The organism is Neoalteromonas arenosi, assembly GCF_030362855.1.
Taxonomy (GTDB): Bacteria; Pseudomonadota; Gammaproteobacteria; order Enterobacterales; family Alteromonadaceae; genus Alteromonas_E; species Alteromonas_E arenosi.
This window is the reverse complement of record NZ_JAUCBP010000006.1, coordinates 151083-168176: the sequence shown is the minus strand read 5'-3', so window position 1 is coordinate 168176 and position 17094 is coordinate 151083. Positions and strand designations below refer to the sequence as shown.

Genomic DNA, 17094 nt, shown 5'->3' with positions numbered 1-17094 from the left:
ATGATAGAAGCTGATCGAATTATAAACGCTGTAAGTCAAGGTGACGACGAAGCTGTTGACCGCGCTATTCGACCCAAATTGTTAGCTGATTATACCGGGCAGCCACATGTATGTGAGCAGATGGAAATATTCATCGAAGCCGCGCGTAAGCGCCAAGATGCGCTCGATCACCTGCTTATCTTTGGACCGCCAGGGTTGGGTAAAACTACGCTTGCGAATATCGTCGCCAATGAAATGGACGTTAATATCAAAACCACTTCGGGTCCGGTATTAGAAAAAGCCGGTGACTTAGCCGCGCTACTGACCAACTTAGAAGAAAACGATGTGTTGTTTATTGACGAGATCCACCGCTTGAGCCCGGTGGTTGAAGAAATACTTTATCCAGCCATGGAAGATTATCAGTTAGATATTATGATTGGTGAGGGACCCGCTGCGCGTTCGATTAAGCTCGATTTACCCCCGTTTACCTTAGTGGGTGCGACGACCCGCGCGGGGAGCTTAACGTCGCCATTACGCGACAGGTTTGGCATCGTGCAGCGGCTTGAATTCTACAATATTCGCGATTTAACCGAGATTGTTAAGCGCAGCGCAAAATATTTAAATATGGATCTCAATGAACAAGGCGCAGCCGAAGTGGCCGCGCGTTCTCGCGGTACACCGCGTATTGCAAACCGCCTGTTGCGCAGGGTGCGTGACTATGCTGAGGTTAAAGCCAGCGGCACCATTGACCAACAGGTATCTGCTGCGGCGCTGGATATGCTTGATGTCGACCAACAAGGGTTTGACTACATGGATCGCAAATTGCTGATGGCTATTATTGATAAGTTTGATGGCGGTCCGGTTGGACTGGATAATTTAGCCGCAGCTATCGGTGAAGAAAAAGACACAATTGAAGATGTGTTGGAACCTTTCTTGATCCAGCAAGGCTTCCTGCAGCGCACACCGCGAGGACGTGTTGCGTCTCAACGAGCCTATCAACACTTTGGTTTTGAACCTAAGCAATAGGCAAAAAAAAGCCCGCTTAGTGAGCGGGCAAAGTAAACAACTAGTGTTTAAGGAAATAAATCCAGGGAACTCATGTCAACAAAAAAACGGAATGTCTTGGTGACAGATGCGCGCATTATATCGACTAAAACGCCGCTGACAATTGAGAATAAATTGAATTTATCATTAGAAAATATAATGTGTTAAAAAAGTGTTTATTCTATTAATAAGTTGTGTATGTCATGCACGGTAGGCTTTTGCTGTTTGGTTACATTAAGCTTTTATTACAACATGTCTTGTTGAACGATGCGAAAAACTAATTATGAGTAATTATTCATCCAACCCGCATAAACTGCAAATTCGCGTGTATTACGAGGACACCGACGCCGGTGGCATTGTGTATTACGCTAACTATTTGAAGTTTTTTGAGCGCGCCCGCACAGAATGGCTGCGTGAATTGGGCTTTGAGCAAGACAAATTAATGGAACAATCTACAGGCTTTGTCGTCAAACGAGTTGAAATGCATAACCATGCGCCAGGCCGGTTTAACCAACTGTTGAGTATTTATAGTGAGGTAGTAAACTGCAAAGGCGCTAGTTTGACATTCAAACAAATAATAAAAGGGCCAAAGCAACAGCTGGTGGCCGAAGCAGAAATACTCGTCGCTTGTGTCAATTTGGACAGCATGAAACCTGTGCGAATTCCAAGGGCAATTTTAGGGGAATTAACACGTGTCGACTGATCTCACGTTTATCGGCCTGTTTATGCAGGCGAGCCTAGTAGTAAAGTTGGTGATGTTACTGCTTATCACCATCTCGGTAGTATCTTGGGCGTTCATCTTCCAACGCAATGCGGCTCTTAAGCGGGCACAAAAAGAAATGATCGCTTTTGAAGATAAGTTCTGGTCTGGCGCTGATCTCAATAAGCTGTATTCCGAACTCTCTGCACGCCAGAGCGTTGATGGTATGGGCACCATATTTTGCGCCGGTTTTAAAGAATTTGTGCGTTTGCGCAAGAGCAGTGCGGCCACGCAGTCAATCGTCGATGGTACATACCGCTCTATGCGTATCGCCATGTCACGTGAAATTGATAATCTTGAACATCACCTACCATTTTTAGCCACGGCCGGCTCGATCAGCCCATACATAGGCTTGTTTGGCACTGTGTGGGGGATCATGAATTCCTTTATTGCACTAGGCCAAGTTCAGCAAGCCACATTAGCTATGGTTGCACCAGGTATCGCCGAGGCCTTGATTGCGACAGCAATTGGCCTATTTGCTGCAATCCCTGCGGTGATTGCCTATAACCGGTTCTCTAATCAAGTGGAAAAGATTGAGAATAACTACGGCATCTTTATGGAAGAGTTTTCTGCGATCTTGCATCGTCAAGCGCTGGCCAACCAATAACCGCGACTAGTGGAGCATTTACAATGTATGTAAGAAAGCGCCGCCGCCCGGTCTCTGAAATCAATGTAGTCCCCTACATTGACGTTATGTTGGTGTTGTTAATTATCTTTATGGTAACTGCACCACTGGTTAGCCAGGGCGTCAAAGTCGATTTGCCCAAAGCTAATGCTGAATCCATTGAGCAAGAAGATAATCCGCCGCTGGTGGCTTCGATTGATGCTGATGGTTTGTATTACCTCAATCAAGGTGAAGACGAAGAGCAAGCCATGTCTGCTGCTGATTTAGCCACGTTAGTTGCTGCGCATTTGCAAAAGCAGCCGGACACCCCAGTCGTGGTAAAAGCCGACGGCTCGGTACCATACAACGACGTTATCCAGTTGATGGTGCTATTGCAGCGTGCTGGTGTGCCGTCTGTAGGATTAATGACTGATCCGGTTGATAGCTAATTTTATTGTACCTGGCCAATGAAACTCGATCCTGAAAATAAATCAATCCTCCAATCCTTGGGCTTACACGCCGGGATTGCTGCAGTATTGATGCTCAGTGTTGCTTTTGGTCATGAACCTTTGCCCGAGCTTGGTACCGATCAGCCAGTGGTGATCCAAGCCGAATTTATTGATGCCCAAGCGATTTACGATAAGCAGCAAGCTGCAATAGCGGCTGAACAAGAACGCCAGCGCGAAGCTCAGCGGCAGCGTGAAGCTCAACGTCAGCGAGAGGCGCAGGCAAAACGTGCAGCTGAAGAAAAAGCCAAGCGTGAACGCGAAGCGCGAGAGCAGCGCGAACTGGAGCGCAAAGCGCAAGAAGCCGCGGAGCGCAAGCGTCAAGAAGAAGAGGAAGCCAAACGTCGCGCTGAAGAGCAAGAGCGCTTAGAGGCTGAGCGCCGGGAGCAAGAAGAGCTGCAGCGGTTAATGGATGAGCAATTAGCGGCCGAGCAGGCAGCACAGGCGCAGAGAAGGCAGCGACAGGTTTTGTCAGAAGCTGAGCGTTACAGAGCGCTGATAAACAGTACGATAAATCAATATTTGTATAACGATGGAAGTTTTAACGGTAAGTCGTGTTTACTAAATCTAAAATTCGCATTTAGCGGGTTAGTGACTCAAGTCGAAATCATTCGTGGCGATCCAGCCTTGTGCCGTGCGTCTAGGGCGGCTGCGCTGAGGCCGGATAAGGTTCCTATGACGGATGATTTGGATGTATATCAAGAATTAAAAGAAATGGAACTATGGGTAAATTTGTGAGAATTAAATTATTAATTGGTGCGTTAGCTCTTATTTGCTCGACCTTCGCAGTACAGGCTAAATTGCAATTAGTTATCACCGAAGGCGTAGATGCTGCTCGTCCTATTGCTATCGTACCGTTTAAGTGGCGTGGCGATGGTTTATTGCCTGAAAATATCGACCGAGTGATCACCGACAATATGCGTCGCAGCGGCAAGTTTAATCCAATTACAATGAGTACTATGCCGCAGTTTCCTGCCTCCGATGCTGATGTGAATTACGCTTCTTGGGCGGCTACTGGTGTGGATACCATCTTGGTTGGCTCGGTAGAAATGCAAGCCGATGGGCGCTATCAAGTCACCTATGAGTTGATTGACGTACTGCGTGGGCAAATCACCGGTGGCAATGCGCAAACTTTGGTTGATGGTCAGTTGCAATACAACAACGACCACATCATTGCGCGCGGTAGTTCGTTTATCGGTGAAGATGACTTTCGTCAACACGCCCATCAAATTAGTGACGCCATTTACGAACAGTTGACGGGTGAGCGCGGCGCGTTCCAAACGCGATTGGCCTACGTGATAGTGCGTGATCGCGAAGTGCATGAATTGCCGTTTCAACTGGTTATTTCAGATTATGATGGTGCCAATGAAACCCGCCTCCTATCATCGCCAGAGCCTTTAATGTCACCGTCTTGGTCGCCTGACGGCGAGCAGTTAGCGTACGTGAGTTTTGAAAATAAGCGCCCGCAGATTTTTATTCAGGATATCTATACGACTAGTCGTACGCGAATGACCGACTTCCCCGGGATTAACGGTGCGCCGGTATTTTCTCCAGATGGCAAGCAACTGGCGATGGTTCTGTCTAAGGATGGCAATCCAGAGATTTATGTGATGGATATTGCCACCCGTGATTTGCGTCGAATTACCCGTCACCGGAGCGTTGATACTGAGCCATCTTGGACGCCAGATGGAAAAAGCTTGATATTTAGTTCAGAGCGGGGTGGTAAACCTCAGATTTATCGCGTAAATTTGGCAACTGGGAGAGTGCACCGTTTGACCTATGAGGGTGAAATGAATTTAGGTGCATCGGTTACTCCGAATGGAGAAGACCTTGTGCTGGTCAACCGCACTAACGGTGACTACCACATTGCTCGCCAGCGAATTACGGACGGAGCGATTCAAGTGTTGACTAGAACCTATTTAGACGAGTCGGCCAGTATCGCCCCAAATGGAAGTATGATCATATACAGTGCGCTACACGAGGGAAAACAGGTATTATCTCTCGTGTCGCTAGACGGAAGGTTTAAAGCGCGTTTGCCTGCAGCCGATGGCCAGGTGAAGTCGCCTAGCTGGTCACCATTTTTGTTTTAAATGTTACACACAATAAGGAAAAGAAGATGCAAACGAACAAACTAATGAGAACGTTGGTCCTCGGTTTATCAGTAGCAACGCTAGCCGCTTGTCAATCAGGCCCGTCTGAAGCTGAGCTTGAAGCAGAGCGCAACCGCGTTGCACAAGAACAAGCGGCAGCTGAAGAGCAAGCGCGTATTGCTGAGCAGAAACGCGTTGAAGCTGAAGCGGCCAAGCGACGTCAAGAACTTGAAGATGCTAAAAACGCTGAACTGGATGCGCTTAAAAACCTTAACACAGTATTGTTCGATTTCGACCGTGCTACGGTTAAAGCCGAATTTACCGACGTACTGAAGCGCCACGCAGACTTCCTTATTGCTAACCGCGACCAAAATGTTGTGATCAATGGTCACACTGATAGCCGTGGTACACCTGAGTACAACATCGCCCTAGGTGAGCGTCGTGCGAAAGCCGTTGAGACTTACTTCCTAAATGCCGGTGTGCGCGGTTCGCAAATTTCAGTGGTTTCTTACGGTGAAGAAGATCCTGCTGTAATGGGTGCAACTGAATATGCATTCGCACAAAACCGTCGTGCGGTAGTTGTTTATCAATAATGCGTAAATCACCTCTGGTTTTAGCCAGCATCTTTACAGTAACCTGTGCAGCTGCTGCTGCACAGGCGCCTGTTGTTGATGCTAACAATGGTGACTTTGAAGCTCGGCTAGCGGCGATCGAGAGCATTCTCGACAGTCGTACCGAGAGCCAACATCGGTTACAGTCGCAACTTGATTCATTGCAATCAGAAGTCGATGAGTTGCGCGGTGCTGTTGAAGTACACACCAATCAACTCGAGAAAATTCTTCAGCGTCAGCGCGAATTGTATCTTGAAATTGATAAGCGAGTGGAAGCCCTGAAAACGGCAACCGTACAACAGCCAGTTACAACACCTGATGCTACCACGCAAACGCCAGCGGTGACACAGCCTGTGACCACTGCTATATCTGAAACTGAAGCTTATGAAAATGCGGTTAACTTGATCTTGAAAGATCGCGATTACGCCGCAGCAGTACCCGCGTTCCAACAGTTTATTAGTCAATATCCAGACAGCGAGTATGCCGCAAATGCACACTACTGGCTGGGACAGTTATTGTTTAATCAACAGGATTGGGTTACTGCTCAGCAACAGTTTGGTATTGTGGTTGATCGATTCGCTGATAGCAGCAAGCGCGCCGATTCAATCTTGAAACTAGGCATCATCGCCGAGCGTCAAGGTAATGTGGCGCTTGCCCGCCAGCGCTTCAATCAAGTGGTTGCAGAATACCCAGATTCGTCTGCGCGCAAGTTGGCTGATTCGCGCTTAGCGCAAATCGGCGGTTAAGATTTAACACTAATTTGTTCAGATAACGAGCAAGCAGGTGGGTTGGGGTCGAATAGTTGAAAATTTTAGGATTTTTGACTTGCACCTCGCGGTGAAATAAGTATTATATGCCGCCGTTGCCAAGTACACGCATATTTGGCACGGCGTTATCGCTTGATTGGGTCGTTAGCTCAGCTGGTAGAGCAGTTGACTTTTAATCAATTGGTCGCTGGTTCGAATCCAGCACGACCCACCACTCAAGCGCATTTCGAAAGTATCTCATTGTTAAGGGTCGTTAGCTCAGCTGGTAGAGCAGTTGACTTTTAATCAATTGGTCGCTGGTTCGAATCCAGCACGACCCACCATTAACAATGACTTCTCCTCATGCATACATTATTCGAACTTCTTAACTCAGTAATGTGTAATTTTTATGACAAGCCTGTATAATTCGCGCGTTATTTACAACCAGTGATAAAAGCGACTACAGAGCATGGCAGTAACTCTTCGAATTGACGAAATCAACTATCCGTTTCCGGCTAAACCTAAAGCCTTAAGCGCGGATCGTGAAGCCTTCTTAAAAGCTGAAATTAAAAAGCTGTTAAAAGCACAAAATGCGGTATTAGTTGCTCATTACTATACAGATCCTGAAATCCAGGCACTTGCCGAAGAAACCAACGGCTGCATCTCTGATTCCCTGGAAATGGCGCGATTTGGCCGAGATGCTGACGAACAAACATTAATCGTTGCTGGCGTTAAGTTTATGGGGGAAACGGCGAAGATCTTAAGTCCAGAAAAGCGCGTGTTAATGCCAACACTGGATGCGACCTGTTCACTGGATTTGGGCTGCCCAGCGGATAAATTTACCGAATTTTGCGATGCTCACCCAGACCACACTGTAGTGGTTTATGCCAATACTTCAGCAGCGGTAAAAGCCCGCGCTGATTGGGTAGTTACATCAAGTATCGCTCTAGAAATTGTCGAGCATTTAGACAGCTTAGGTGAAAAGATCATTTGGGCACCAGACCGACACCTCGGCAATTACATCCAGAAGGAAACGGGTGCTGATATGCTTATGTGGCAGGGCGAATGTATTGTGCACGATGAGTTTTCATCACAAGCACTGCGCGATATGAAGCACTTACACCCTGATGCTGCAATTCTTGTTCACCCAGAGTCACCGGCTAGCGTGGTTGAAATGGCTGACGCGGTAGGTTCGACTACGCAATTGATTACTGCGTCACAAAACTTGCCACACAAGAAGTTTATCGTGGCGACTGACCGCGGTATTTTCTACAAGATGCAGCAACTGGCGCCAAACAAGACGTTTTTAGAGGCGCCAACCGGCGGTAACGGCGCAACCTGTAAAAGCTGCGCACACTGCCCGTGGATGGCAATGAACGGCTTAGAGGCTATCTACAGCGCCTTAACTGGCAATCACAGTGAACACGAAATTCATGTAGATGACGCACTGCGTGTAGACGCGATGAAACCGCTGAATCGCATGCTGGATTTCGCCGCAGAGCTGAAGCTAAAAGTCAAAGGTAATGCTTGATAAGCCAAGCACTTTTACCTACTATACGCGCGCTTTGTAAAAGCACCGAATTTGGAGAGATGGCTGAGTGGCTGAAGGCGCACGCCTGGAAAGTGTGTATACGTTAATAGCGTATCGAGGGTTCGAATCCCTCTCTCTCCGCCAAATACAAAAAAGCCCGCGAATGCGGGCTTTTTTGTATTTGTTGGAATCAGACGGACGTGAATCCGAGGCAGGGTTCGACAAATTGCGGCTTAGCAACTTGAAATGAGCGCTTTAGCGCGAAGCCTGATAGACACTGTTTGATAATATTGGGTTTCGTTTAGTGACTTATTTCCTTGAATTTAATATCTACACACTCGCTTGGCTTGACGTATATGACAAATTCTGAGTTCTCAATGGTGCGAGCTTGGGCGAAAACCTTACGTCTAACTATCTTGAGTTATATCAATGAGACCAGTGAATATGTTTTATCAGCCATTGTCCGTTTTGGTTTTCCAAAGCAATAGTTTCCATTGCTTCGTAGTCACGAGCTTTCTCATTAAACGTTCCTTGTATATGACTACGAGATATTGATATTGCTACATTCCCAAATACCATTACTTTTTGTTCAATCGTTTTTGTTTCAACTGCCGCAAGATATTTCATATCAGACAACATATGATGATTTGCATATTCATCAGCACTGCGTTCTACACCACCGCCTTCGTAAACGGTAAGGTCCTCAGCCAATAACACTCGGGCTTGATCAACGTTCCCAGTATTTAATGCCATGTGAAACGCCTGCACAACTTTGCCCGGTGGCGTATCAACGCCTATAAAAACTCCTTGCTCAGAATCTTTGTTTTCGTGTGCCAAGGCTGTAAGACTCAAAGCCGCAAGCAAAGCTAGAATGAATTTTACCTTTATCATTTTCTTCTCTCTTTCATGTATCAGTATTCAGGACCCACAACACTGCTAAGCACTGCTGTAAGAAGCAGTATCAATAAAGCGATAACCATTTCAATTGAAATTGAATGCTTAAGCCTAGCGCTACCTAACTCTCTTTTTAAATTCGGAACAAGCCTATATTTATGTTTCACTGCCAACAGTAAGATGAAAGCAACCAGTATTAATTTCACAACAAGCATTTGTCCATACCGAGAATTTAAAAGGCTCTCGAAACACCCTAATAATGAGTATGCCAGTCCAAGCCCCGCGATGAAGAGCGTGCCCATCATAAAACGTGCTTGTTGACCGAATTTAGCCATTACGCAATGAAGCTCGCGGGTCTTTAATCGGGAGCACGCTTGTTGCAAAGGGTAGAGCGCACCAATCCACCAAGCCATTATAAGCACATGGGTAAACAAAAGGGCTTTTTCTAAGTAACCTTGGCTGGAAATATGACCGATTAATGTGAATGAATAGGCGATTGTGATCAGACTTAAAAGTAAGATAAAGCGTTGTAGGTAACGCCATTTGCTCTGTGAAAAACAAAACAAAGCTGCTAAAGCAAAAGCAAAACTCAGCACTCTACAAACAGTAACTTCACCTACAGCAGTCGACCACATCATACTGATTAGGTCCTTATCCAAAGCCCCCTTTATACCTTCTTCTGCCATAGCGCCAACCTTCGCGAAAAACCAAAATATGCTCGCTATCAGAGCAAGAAATAGGATTGTTTTCTCAATATGCTTGGTTCTATCGTTTTTGTTGTTGATGTGGGAGAAGAATAGACATCCAGCCAAACCCGCAAAACCCATGTATATTAGAACTTTTGATAATACAGTTATCGAATTCCAAATCATCATTTCCATAGCAGGTAACCAGTCTCCTCATAGACTTGATGGCTAATGAACCATGAAACTAAATGAGTGCTTCATCTTATGCCCATCTTCACCAAAGAAAGTTACATCCACTGTGTAGGTGTCTGGAGTGAGTGTCGGGAGCGGTAGGGTAAAATTGACAATTGCCTGCTTTGTGGGTTTGAAGTCAGTCTCAAGCTTATTGCCTTGGCGGTTTCTCACCGTCAATTTAACAATGCGTGAGGCTTTGCTGAACGTCAACGAAATGTTTTCAGGGGAAGCCATTAACATAGCGTTGTCCGCAGGCGCAGTGTCGGTCACACTAACATGCGCCAATAGTTGTTGGTTGAAACCAACAACTATAGCCATTGATAAACCTATCGCTCTGAGCGTACTTGTAAATTTAAAAATTTTCATTTCTTCCTCTTTTATCGTTTTGATTTGGGTGAACGCCATAAAAAATACACGGCGGGTAACACAATTAGGGTTAATATGAGCGCACTGATCATACCGCCGACCATTGGCGCGGCAATACGACTCATCACTTCAGAGCCAGTTCCGGCGCCATACATGACTGGCATCAAGCCGAAAATGATGGACGTTGACGTCATCATGACCGGGCGGATGCGCATTTCGCAACCCTCAATAACAGCGTGTTTTAACGCCTCTACACTAAATTCATTACCTAAATGGTTAAACCTATTATCAAGATAGGCCAGCATGATGATCCCGATTTCAACCGCAACGCCAGCCAATGCAATAAAGCCCACACCAACAGCGACTGAAAAATTAAAGTTTTCTAGATATATCAGCCACACGCCACCGATTAATGCGAAGGGCAATGTGCCAATAATCATTGCAACCTGAGGAAAACTTCGAAAACTGGCATATAGTAAAATGACGATAATCCCTAAGGTCAGGGGGATAACATAGGTAAGCTTTTCTTTCGCTCGCTCCATATATTCGAACTGACCACTCCAATTTAGAGAGTACCCGGGCGGCAGGTCCACTTGCTCGGACACAATCTGTCTCGCTTGAGCAACATACTGGCCGACGTCAACATTCTCAATGTCGACGTACACCCAACCATTGGGACGCGCGTTTTCACTTTTAATCCCCGGTGGGCTGTCCTCAACTTTAATAGTCGTGATATCTCCGAGCTGAATGTGTGCACCACCTGGGGTCACAAATGGAAGTCGACGGAGCTGCTCGGGAGAATCTCTGTAATCTTGCGGAAAGCGCACTTGCACAGGGTAGCGCTCAAGCCCTTCAACGCTGGTAGTCAGATTCATACCTCCCACACTACTTGCGACAAAAGACTGTACATCAGCAATGTTCAATCCATAACGCGCAGCCTTTAGGCGGTCAATATCGATAGTGATATAGCGACCACCTGCCACTCGTTCCGCATAAACGGAAGCAGTTCCGTTAACCTCACCCAACAAATGCTCAAGCTGCTGGCCGATAGTTTGAACTACTGACAAATCTGGCCCGCCTATTTTTATACCAACAGGGGTTTTTATTCCCGTGGCTAACATATCAATACGGGTTTTAATCGGCATTACCCAGGCATTCGTCAGCCCCGGAAAATTGACCAGGCTGTCAAATTCAGCAATTAAATCTTGTGTAGTGACCCCTTCTCGCCACTCGGCTTGAGGCTTCAATTGAATAAAGGTCTCAATCATCGTCAAAGGCGCAGGGTCAGTCGCAGTGTCTGCGCGTCCTACTTTGCCAAACACTGTTTCTACTTCAGGCACAGTTTTAATCAGTTTATTGGTTTGCTGCAAAATGTCTCTCGCTTCACCAATGGAAACAGCTGCATAGGTAGTCGGCATGTACATCAAATCTCCCTCATCCAAAGGTGGGATAAACTCGCTACCAATTTTATTGACTGGCCAAAACCCTATAAGCAGAACTACAACAGAAAGGAGGATGGTGACTTTAGGAAAGCGCAATACGGCCCTTAATACAGGGCGATAGACTGCGATGAGCGCGCGATTGATAGGGTTTTTATGCTCAGGGACAATTTTCCCTCTGACAAAGTAGCCCATGAGCACTGGTACCAAAGTAATCGCTAGAAAGGCAGCGGCCGCCATGGCATAGGTTTTGGTGTACGCCAGCGGACTAAACATCCGTCCCTCTTGCGCCTCAAGCGTAAATACGGGCAAAAAACTCACCGTAATGATCAGCAAGCTAAAAAAGAGAGCAGGCCCTACTTCCGAAGCTGATTTGGCAACAATTTTCCAGCGATTTTCCTTAGAAACGTCCGTCTTCTCCATGTGTTTGTGCATATTTTCAACGAGCACAATCGCACCATCAATCATCGCTCCAATCGCAATCGCAATGCCGCCGAGGGACATGATATTGGCGTTAAATCCTTGCAAATGCATGATAATAAAGGCACCTAGTATACCGATAGGTAAACTAATAATGGCGACTAAAGACGAGCGAAGATGGAATAGAAAAATCACGCAAATTAACGCTACAACGCCAAATTCTGCTAATAGTTTTTTAGTTAAGTTATCTACAGATCGTTCGATCAAGGCAGAACGATCATACACAGGAACAATTTCGACACCGTCTGGCAAACTGTCCTTTAAATCATTCAGTTTGGCCTTAACACCATCGATAGTGGCTTGAGCATTCTCTCCAAAGCGCATGACGACAATACCGCCAACACTTTCTCCTTCGCCGTTTAAATCCGCCAAACCCCGACGCATTTGAGGACCGATCTCCACTGTTGCAATGTCTTTTATGAGAATAGGTACACTACTATTTTGGGCACCTGCACGAAGCCCAACAGGAATGTTTTCAATATCCTCCTTGTTCTCTATGTATCCAGTAGAGCGGATCATGTACTCCGCTTCCGCCATTTCCACTACCGATGCACCAGTCTCTTGATTGCCACGCTGTACAGCCATTTGTACGTGGGATAGTGGTATATTCAGTGCTTGTAGTTTTAATGGATCTACCATGATTTGGTACTGCTTGACCATGCCGCCGACTGTAGCGACCTCGGAAACGCCGGATACGGTTTGTAATTCGTACTTTAAGAACCAGTCTTGAAGACTTCTTAGTTCGCTTAAATCATGCTGACCGCTTGTGTCTGTCAGTGCATACATGTATACCCAGCCCACGCCGGTTGCATCTGGGCCAAGTTGCGGTTTGGCTGTTGCAGGTAACGAGGGAGCGACTTGGGATAAATATTCCAATACCCGACTTCGCGCCCAGTAGAGATCCGTATCATCGTCAAAAATAATATAAATGTATGAATCACCAAAAAACGAAAAGCCCCTCACCGTTTTTGCATTGGGTACAGATAATAGTGCCGTGGTTAGGGGGTAGGTCACCTGATCCTCAACGACCTGTGGCGCTTGGCCTGGATATGACGTTTTAACAATAACTTGGACGTCACTTAAATCAGGTATGGCATCTACGGCTGTGTTTTTGATTGAATACAGCCCGCCGCCAATTAACATGAAAGTGGCGAGTAAAACGAAAAACCGATTGTGTATGGACCAGTGGATGATCGCGTTTATCATTCGTGACCTCCCGGTGTAGGCTCATGTGACCGCTCATGGCTGTTCATCACATGCAGGGTTTTCACTTGAAACATGCCGGTTTTTTCTCGAATAATTTCTACATGGACCGTTTCGCCAACCACAAATGCATTTATATCTATGTCGCTGGAAACGGTGAAATCCATTGTCATGCCCATCATGTCAAAGGCATCGAGATAACCATGGGTTAAGTTAACGCGACGCCTTTCTACATCAATCTCATTGACTGTGGCTTGGGTCCACGCGCTTAATCCTTTATCTGCTTCTTCGTTGTTTGTCATGTCCATTCTTTCCGTTGACATATGGCTATGTTCGGTATGAGTGCCAACACTATCATCGGGTGATGCCTTATCGACAAAGTGGACAGTCTTTATTTGAAACATGCCAGAAGGTTCTCGAATGACTTCAATGTGGATTTCCATACCCGTTTTGAAATCCGACAATGCGATGTCATCCGCCACGCTGAAATCCATCGTCATGCCCATCATGTCAAAGGCATCGAGATAATCATGGGTTAAGTTAACGCGACGCCTTTCTACATCAATGTCATTGACCGTGGCTTGGGTCCACGCGCTTAAATCGTCTTCTAATAGCCCGTTTTCAGGCATATCCATTTTGCCCATCGCCATATGCTGATGACTGGCAATAGGGGGGGAGTCGCTGTTATTGACATCAGTGCTGACATCCTCATCTATTGAAGTCTGATCGACAAAATGGACGGTTTTTATTTGAAACATACCTGAAGGTTCTCGAATGACTTCAACGTGGATCTTCATGCCTTCCTTGAAATCTGACAAAGCGATGTGATCCGCCAAGGTAAAATTCATCGTCATGCCCATCATGTCGAAAGCATCAAGCGGACCATGAGTGATATTGATCATGTTTCGGTCAGCTAAGACTTCATTCACTGTCGCTTGAGTCCAAGCACTGGTATTCATATCCAAACTATTTTCGGCAGGTGCCATGCGCATGAAGTCAGAGTTAATACTGCTCTCTGAATCAATGAGAAACTGCGCGGAAGTGACAATTTCATCACCTTCTACCAGGCCATCGAGCACCTCAAAAACATCTTTGAAGTCTCGGCCCAGCTGCACATCAATGGATTTGTATTTGCCATCACCCAAGGCTAAGACGACACGGTCGCTCATACCTGTCCGAATAACAGCTTGCTTAGGAACTACTAAAACGGATTCCTTTTGTCCCGTCGGATGCTGACTCTCGTAGGAAATGTGAACGTTCGTATACATCGCTGGCTTGAGCCAGTACGACAGTTTGTCATCCTCTTCGTAATGTTGGTTGTTCACCACAAAACGAGCTTGTACAGTACGCGTAGTAGTGCTCAATGTGGGATAGATATAATCCAGCTCAGCATTAAATGTTTTACCGGGAAGATCATTGCTCATAATGACAGCACTTTGACCTAAGCTCAGCATACTCGCGTCGCTGGGAAACACATCAGCAAACACCCAAACTGTTTCTAGCGAAGCAATTGAAAGCATGGTCATGCTGGGTTTGACATAAGACCCTTGTTGAATATTAAGCGATTCGATAAAACCCGTTGAAGGCGCAAGAAATGTAACTGTTTGAGATACTTTGCGTGTTTTCTCCAGCGAGTCTATTTGTGATTGTGGCACGGCCAAAGCGCGTAATCTTGATTTGGCTGCATTGATGAGTGCCGGGTTATTTTGACTCAGTGCTATGACAAACTCTTCTTGCGCATTAACCAACTCTGGCGAATAAATCGAATAAAGTGGCTCACCTTTTGTGATGAAATCACCTTGCGTACGAACATTCAGCACCTCTATCCACCCTTCAATACGAGAATGTACGTGCTGAATGAGGTCTTGCGCAAACTGCACTTGGCCAACCGCAGTAATGGTTGCGTTAGGAACAATAGTTTTAATAGTGCTTGTTTTGACCCCTAGATTTTGAATTGTCACAGGGTCGATAGAAACTGTACCCGGTGAGTCGTTTGCACTACTTTCCTCATAAACGGGGACCAGATCCATTCCCATGGGGGATTTACCGGGTTTATCACGTTTAAAGTTTGGATCCATAGGAGCTACCCAATACAAGGGTTCATTTGCACCCACAATTTCATCGCCGGATGACCCGGTCATATCATGAGACGGTGCCAAGAGAAGGTAGCCGAGCACACTAAGCAATACTCCTGTAGCCAATCCAATACCCAGCGCTTTTTTTGTGTTTTGGCTGGTTGCCAAAGCGTCAGAACGTTTTGAATGATTAGTCATTATTTGATACCCCCGGCTCTTTCGGTTGAGCTACTCAAACGGCTAGCGTCGGCGGTGCTCTGCGCACCGGTGTGATATTCAGAAAAGTAATATTCAATTGTGGCCAGTGCTTTGCGCTTGGCTACGTCAATATTAACGGTGGTGATTTGAGCGTCCAACTCTGCAATTTTAGCTCTCACTACTTCAGAAAAGTCCCCCAAATCATTGGTGTAAGCATTAAGCACAGCATCAGTTTGTTGTGACATTTGCGGTAAGATCTGATCGCGATACACATTAAGTCGCTGTGACGCACCTTGATACTGATCTATGCTGCTTTTCAAGCCCGCAATCAATTCACGAAGTAATAGGCGCTTTTCAGTTTTCGTGATCTCAACCCGCTGAATACTACTGCTGACTTGCGCATCCTGTTTGGCGGTGGAGAACAAAGGCAGCGATACACTCATGCCAATGGAGAAAAAGTCCGCTCGACTATTGCCACCTTGAGCCACTGGAGTATCGTCGCGAAGTGCATAACTGGCGTTAACTCCATATTGTGGTTTATGGCTTTGTTGAGCGATATTTACACCAATCTGCTCAGCTGATATTCGTTGATCAATGGCTACTACTAAGGGGTGATTTATGAGCATCGAATACAGGGTATACTCATCGACGCTGTCTGACGTAAGCAAAGCCTGTTTATCGTGAGGAAGAAATTGCAGCTGTTCACTGGGAAGTGCACTGACTGACGTATAGTGAGTAGCAACACTGTTTGTATGATTAGTTGTTTGGCCTGCCTCACTTAAAAACTGTGTTAACTTGGACAATGCGAAGCGCTGTTGCGTTGACAATGTAACGAGACGATCCTGTAACCTAACTAATTCTAATTCGGCTCTGATTAGATCCTGTTGATTCGCTTTTCCTGTTGATGAGGTATACCCGGCACTGACAATATCCCCTAATTTATCAAATAGAGGTTCAGCGTCTTTCACTATGGCGTAGCTTGCTTGACTTTGGTACGCATCCAGCCATAACAAAGTCGTTTGTAACGCGACTTTTTGTCGTCTATCAGCCCGTTTGATGGGTTGTATATCAGCCATTTGCTGTAATTGTGCCTCTTGCAACGACAGAGTATCACCACGTGGAAACATTTGTGACACACCTACCTTTAGCTGTGTCATGGGCTCTTGATCTAAAGCTAAGCTGTCTGTAGGTAAATTGAGGAACCCCACACTTAATGTAGGATCAGGCAACACATTTGCCCCTTCACTTAGTGTAATTAAACGTTGTTGTTCAACTCGACTTTTAATCAGCCAGTCATCTCGGGTCTGAGCAATATTGATAGCGTTCTCGAGACTCAGTGTTGACTCGCCATTTTCATTGGTCAATCTAAGCTCTTTTGCGAAGGTCCAAGCGCTACTTGCGCAAAGTGACAACAACAGTATTGCACTGGTTAGAGTCTTATTAGAACTGGCGCGATGATGCGACCAATCTTGATTATTAAAAGAAAACAATCGTTTACGAGCAATTTGTAATAGGTCCATTTTGGATCCCCAGCAAAAAAGAGTTTGCGATTAGCGAAAGTGATGTGTACGACCGCACCAAAAAATGCTTTAAAGTGGCAAACGGGCAGGTGTAAGTACATTAACCGATCTAAATTGATCAATTAGTC

General features: G+C 45.9%; 15 protein-coding genes and 3 tRNA genes. 12 read left to right on the top strand and 6 right to left on the bottom strand.

All coding sequences use genetic code 11. From position 1 onward, the window contains the following. The 12 genes from ruvB to QTP81_RS04935 all read left to right on the top strand — a co-directional run bounded on the left by ruvB (position 1) and on the right by QTP81_RS04935 (position 8015). Positions 1-1005 carry a Holliday junction branch migration DNA helicase RuvB gene (gene ruvB / locus QTP81_RS04990; RefSeq protein ID WP_289364142.1) on the top strand — a complete coding sequence of 335 codons (1005 nt, stop codon included), beginning with the start codon at positions 1-3 and terminating at the stop codon, positions 1003-1005. A gap of 301 nt (positions 1006-1306) precedes the next feature. Further along, positions 1307-1726 carry a tol-pal system-associated acyl-CoA thioesterase gene (ybgC, locus tag QTP81_RS04985; protein WP_289364140.1) on the top strand — a complete coding sequence of 140 codons (420 nt, stop codon included), beginning with the start codon at positions 1307-1309 and terminating at the stop codon, positions 1724-1726. Continuing rightward, positions 1716-2390: a protein TolQ gene (tolQ, locus tag QTP81_RS04980; RefSeq protein ID WP_289364138.1), complete on the top strand. Its 675-nt coding sequence runs from the start codon at positions 1716-1718 to the stop codon at positions 2388-2390. Before ybgC ends, tolQ begins: the two co-directional genes overlap by 11 nt. 23 nt (positions 2391-2413) lie before the next feature. Then, entirely contained in the window at positions 2414-2836 is a 423-nt protein-coding gene (gene tolR, locus QTP81_RS04975) for a protein TolR (protein WP_289364136.1), read from the top strand. An 18-nt stretch (positions 2837-2854) separates the two neighbouring features. Beyond that, on the top strand, positions 2855-3631 hold the full coding sequence (gene tolA / locus QTP81_RS04970) for a cell envelope integrity protein TolA (RefSeq protein WP_289364135.1): 777 nt from the start codon (positions 2855-2857) through the stop codon (positions 3629-3631). Continuing rightward, positions 3616-4983, top strand: coding sequence for a Tol-Pal system beta propeller repeat protein TolB (gene tolB / locus QTP81_RS04965; RefSeq protein ID WP_289364134.1), 1368 nt, complete (start codon positions 3616-3618; stop codon positions 4981-4983). The genes tolA and tolB overlap by 16 nt, the downstream gene beginning before the upstream one ends. Before the next feature lie 26 nt (positions 4984-5009). Next, the gene (pal, locus tag QTP81_RS04960) at positions 5010-5576 is read left to right on the top strand and encodes a peptidoglycan-associated lipoprotein Pal (protein WP_289364132.1); all 567 of its coding nucleotides are present in this window, start codon (positions 5010-5012) and stop codon (positions 5574-5576) included. Then, complete coding sequence (ybgF, locus tag QTP81_RS04955) at positions 5576-6340, top strand: tol-pal system protein YbgF (RefSeq protein WP_289364131.1); 765 nt, start codon at positions 5576-5578, stop codon at positions 6338-6340. The genes pal and ybgF overlap by 1 nt, the downstream gene beginning before the upstream one ends. Positions 6341-6499: 159 nt before the next feature. Beyond that, positions 6500-6575, top strand: a tRNA-Lys gene (locus QTP81_RS04950). A gap of 33 nt (positions 6576-6608) precedes the next feature. After that, positions 6609-6684 (top strand) — tRNA-Lys (locus QTP81_RS04945). A 125-nt stretch (positions 6685-6809) separates the two neighbouring features. Then, positions 6810-7871 carry a quinolinate synthase NadA gene (gene nadA, locus QTP81_RS04940; RefSeq protein WP_289364130.1) on the top strand — a complete coding sequence of 354 codons (1062 nt, stop codon included), beginning with the start codon at positions 6810-6812 and terminating at the stop codon, positions 7869-7871. A 53-nt stretch (positions 7872-7924) separates the two neighbouring features. Next, positions 7925-8015 (top strand) — tRNA-Ser (locus QTP81_RS04935). Between the two features lie 282 nt (positions 8016-8297). On the opposite strand, the gene QTP81_RS04930 is transcribed toward QTP81_RS04935, so the two are convergent. From QTP81_RS04930 to QTP81_RS04905, 6 genes are read right to left on the bottom strand one after another with little or no spacing between them, the layout of a single operon-like run. Further along, entirely contained in the window at positions 8298-8762 is a 465-nt protein-coding gene (locus QTP81_RS04930) for a YybH family protein (RefSeq protein WP_289364129.1), read from the bottom strand. A gap of 20 nt (positions 8763-8782) precedes the next feature. After that, positions 8783-9646 carry a copper resistance D family protein gene (locus QTP81_RS04925; RefSeq protein WP_289364128.1) on the bottom strand — a complete coding sequence of 288 codons (864 nt, stop codon included), beginning with the start codon at positions 9644-9646 and terminating at the stop codon, positions 8783-8785. Positions 9647-9679: 33 nt separating this feature from the next. Then, positions 9680-10051 (bottom strand): copper resistance CopC family protein, encoded by a 372-nt coding sequence (locus tag QTP81_RS04920; protein ID WP_289364127.1) that lies wholly within the window; start codon positions 10049-10051, stop codon positions 9680-9682. Positions 10052-10062: 11 nt separating this feature from the next. Beyond that, positions 10063-13176 (bottom strand): efflux RND transporter permease subunit, encoded by a 3114-nt coding sequence (locus QTP81_RS04915; RefSeq protein ID WP_289364126.1) that lies wholly within the window; start codon positions 13174-13176, stop codon positions 10063-10065. After that, positions 13173-15446: a copper-binding protein gene (locus QTP81_RS04910; RefSeq protein ID WP_289364125.1), complete on the bottom strand. Its 2274-nt coding sequence runs from the start codon at positions 15444-15446 to the stop codon at positions 13173-13175. The genes QTP81_RS04915 and QTP81_RS04910 overlap by 4 nt, the downstream gene beginning before the upstream one ends. After that, entirely contained in the window at positions 15446-16966 is a 1521-nt protein-coding gene (locus QTP81_RS04905) for a TolC family protein (protein WP_289364123.1), read from the bottom strand. The genes QTP81_RS04910 and QTP81_RS04905 overlap by 1 nt, the downstream gene beginning before the upstream one ends. Positions 16967-17094: the final 128 nt, after the last annotated feature.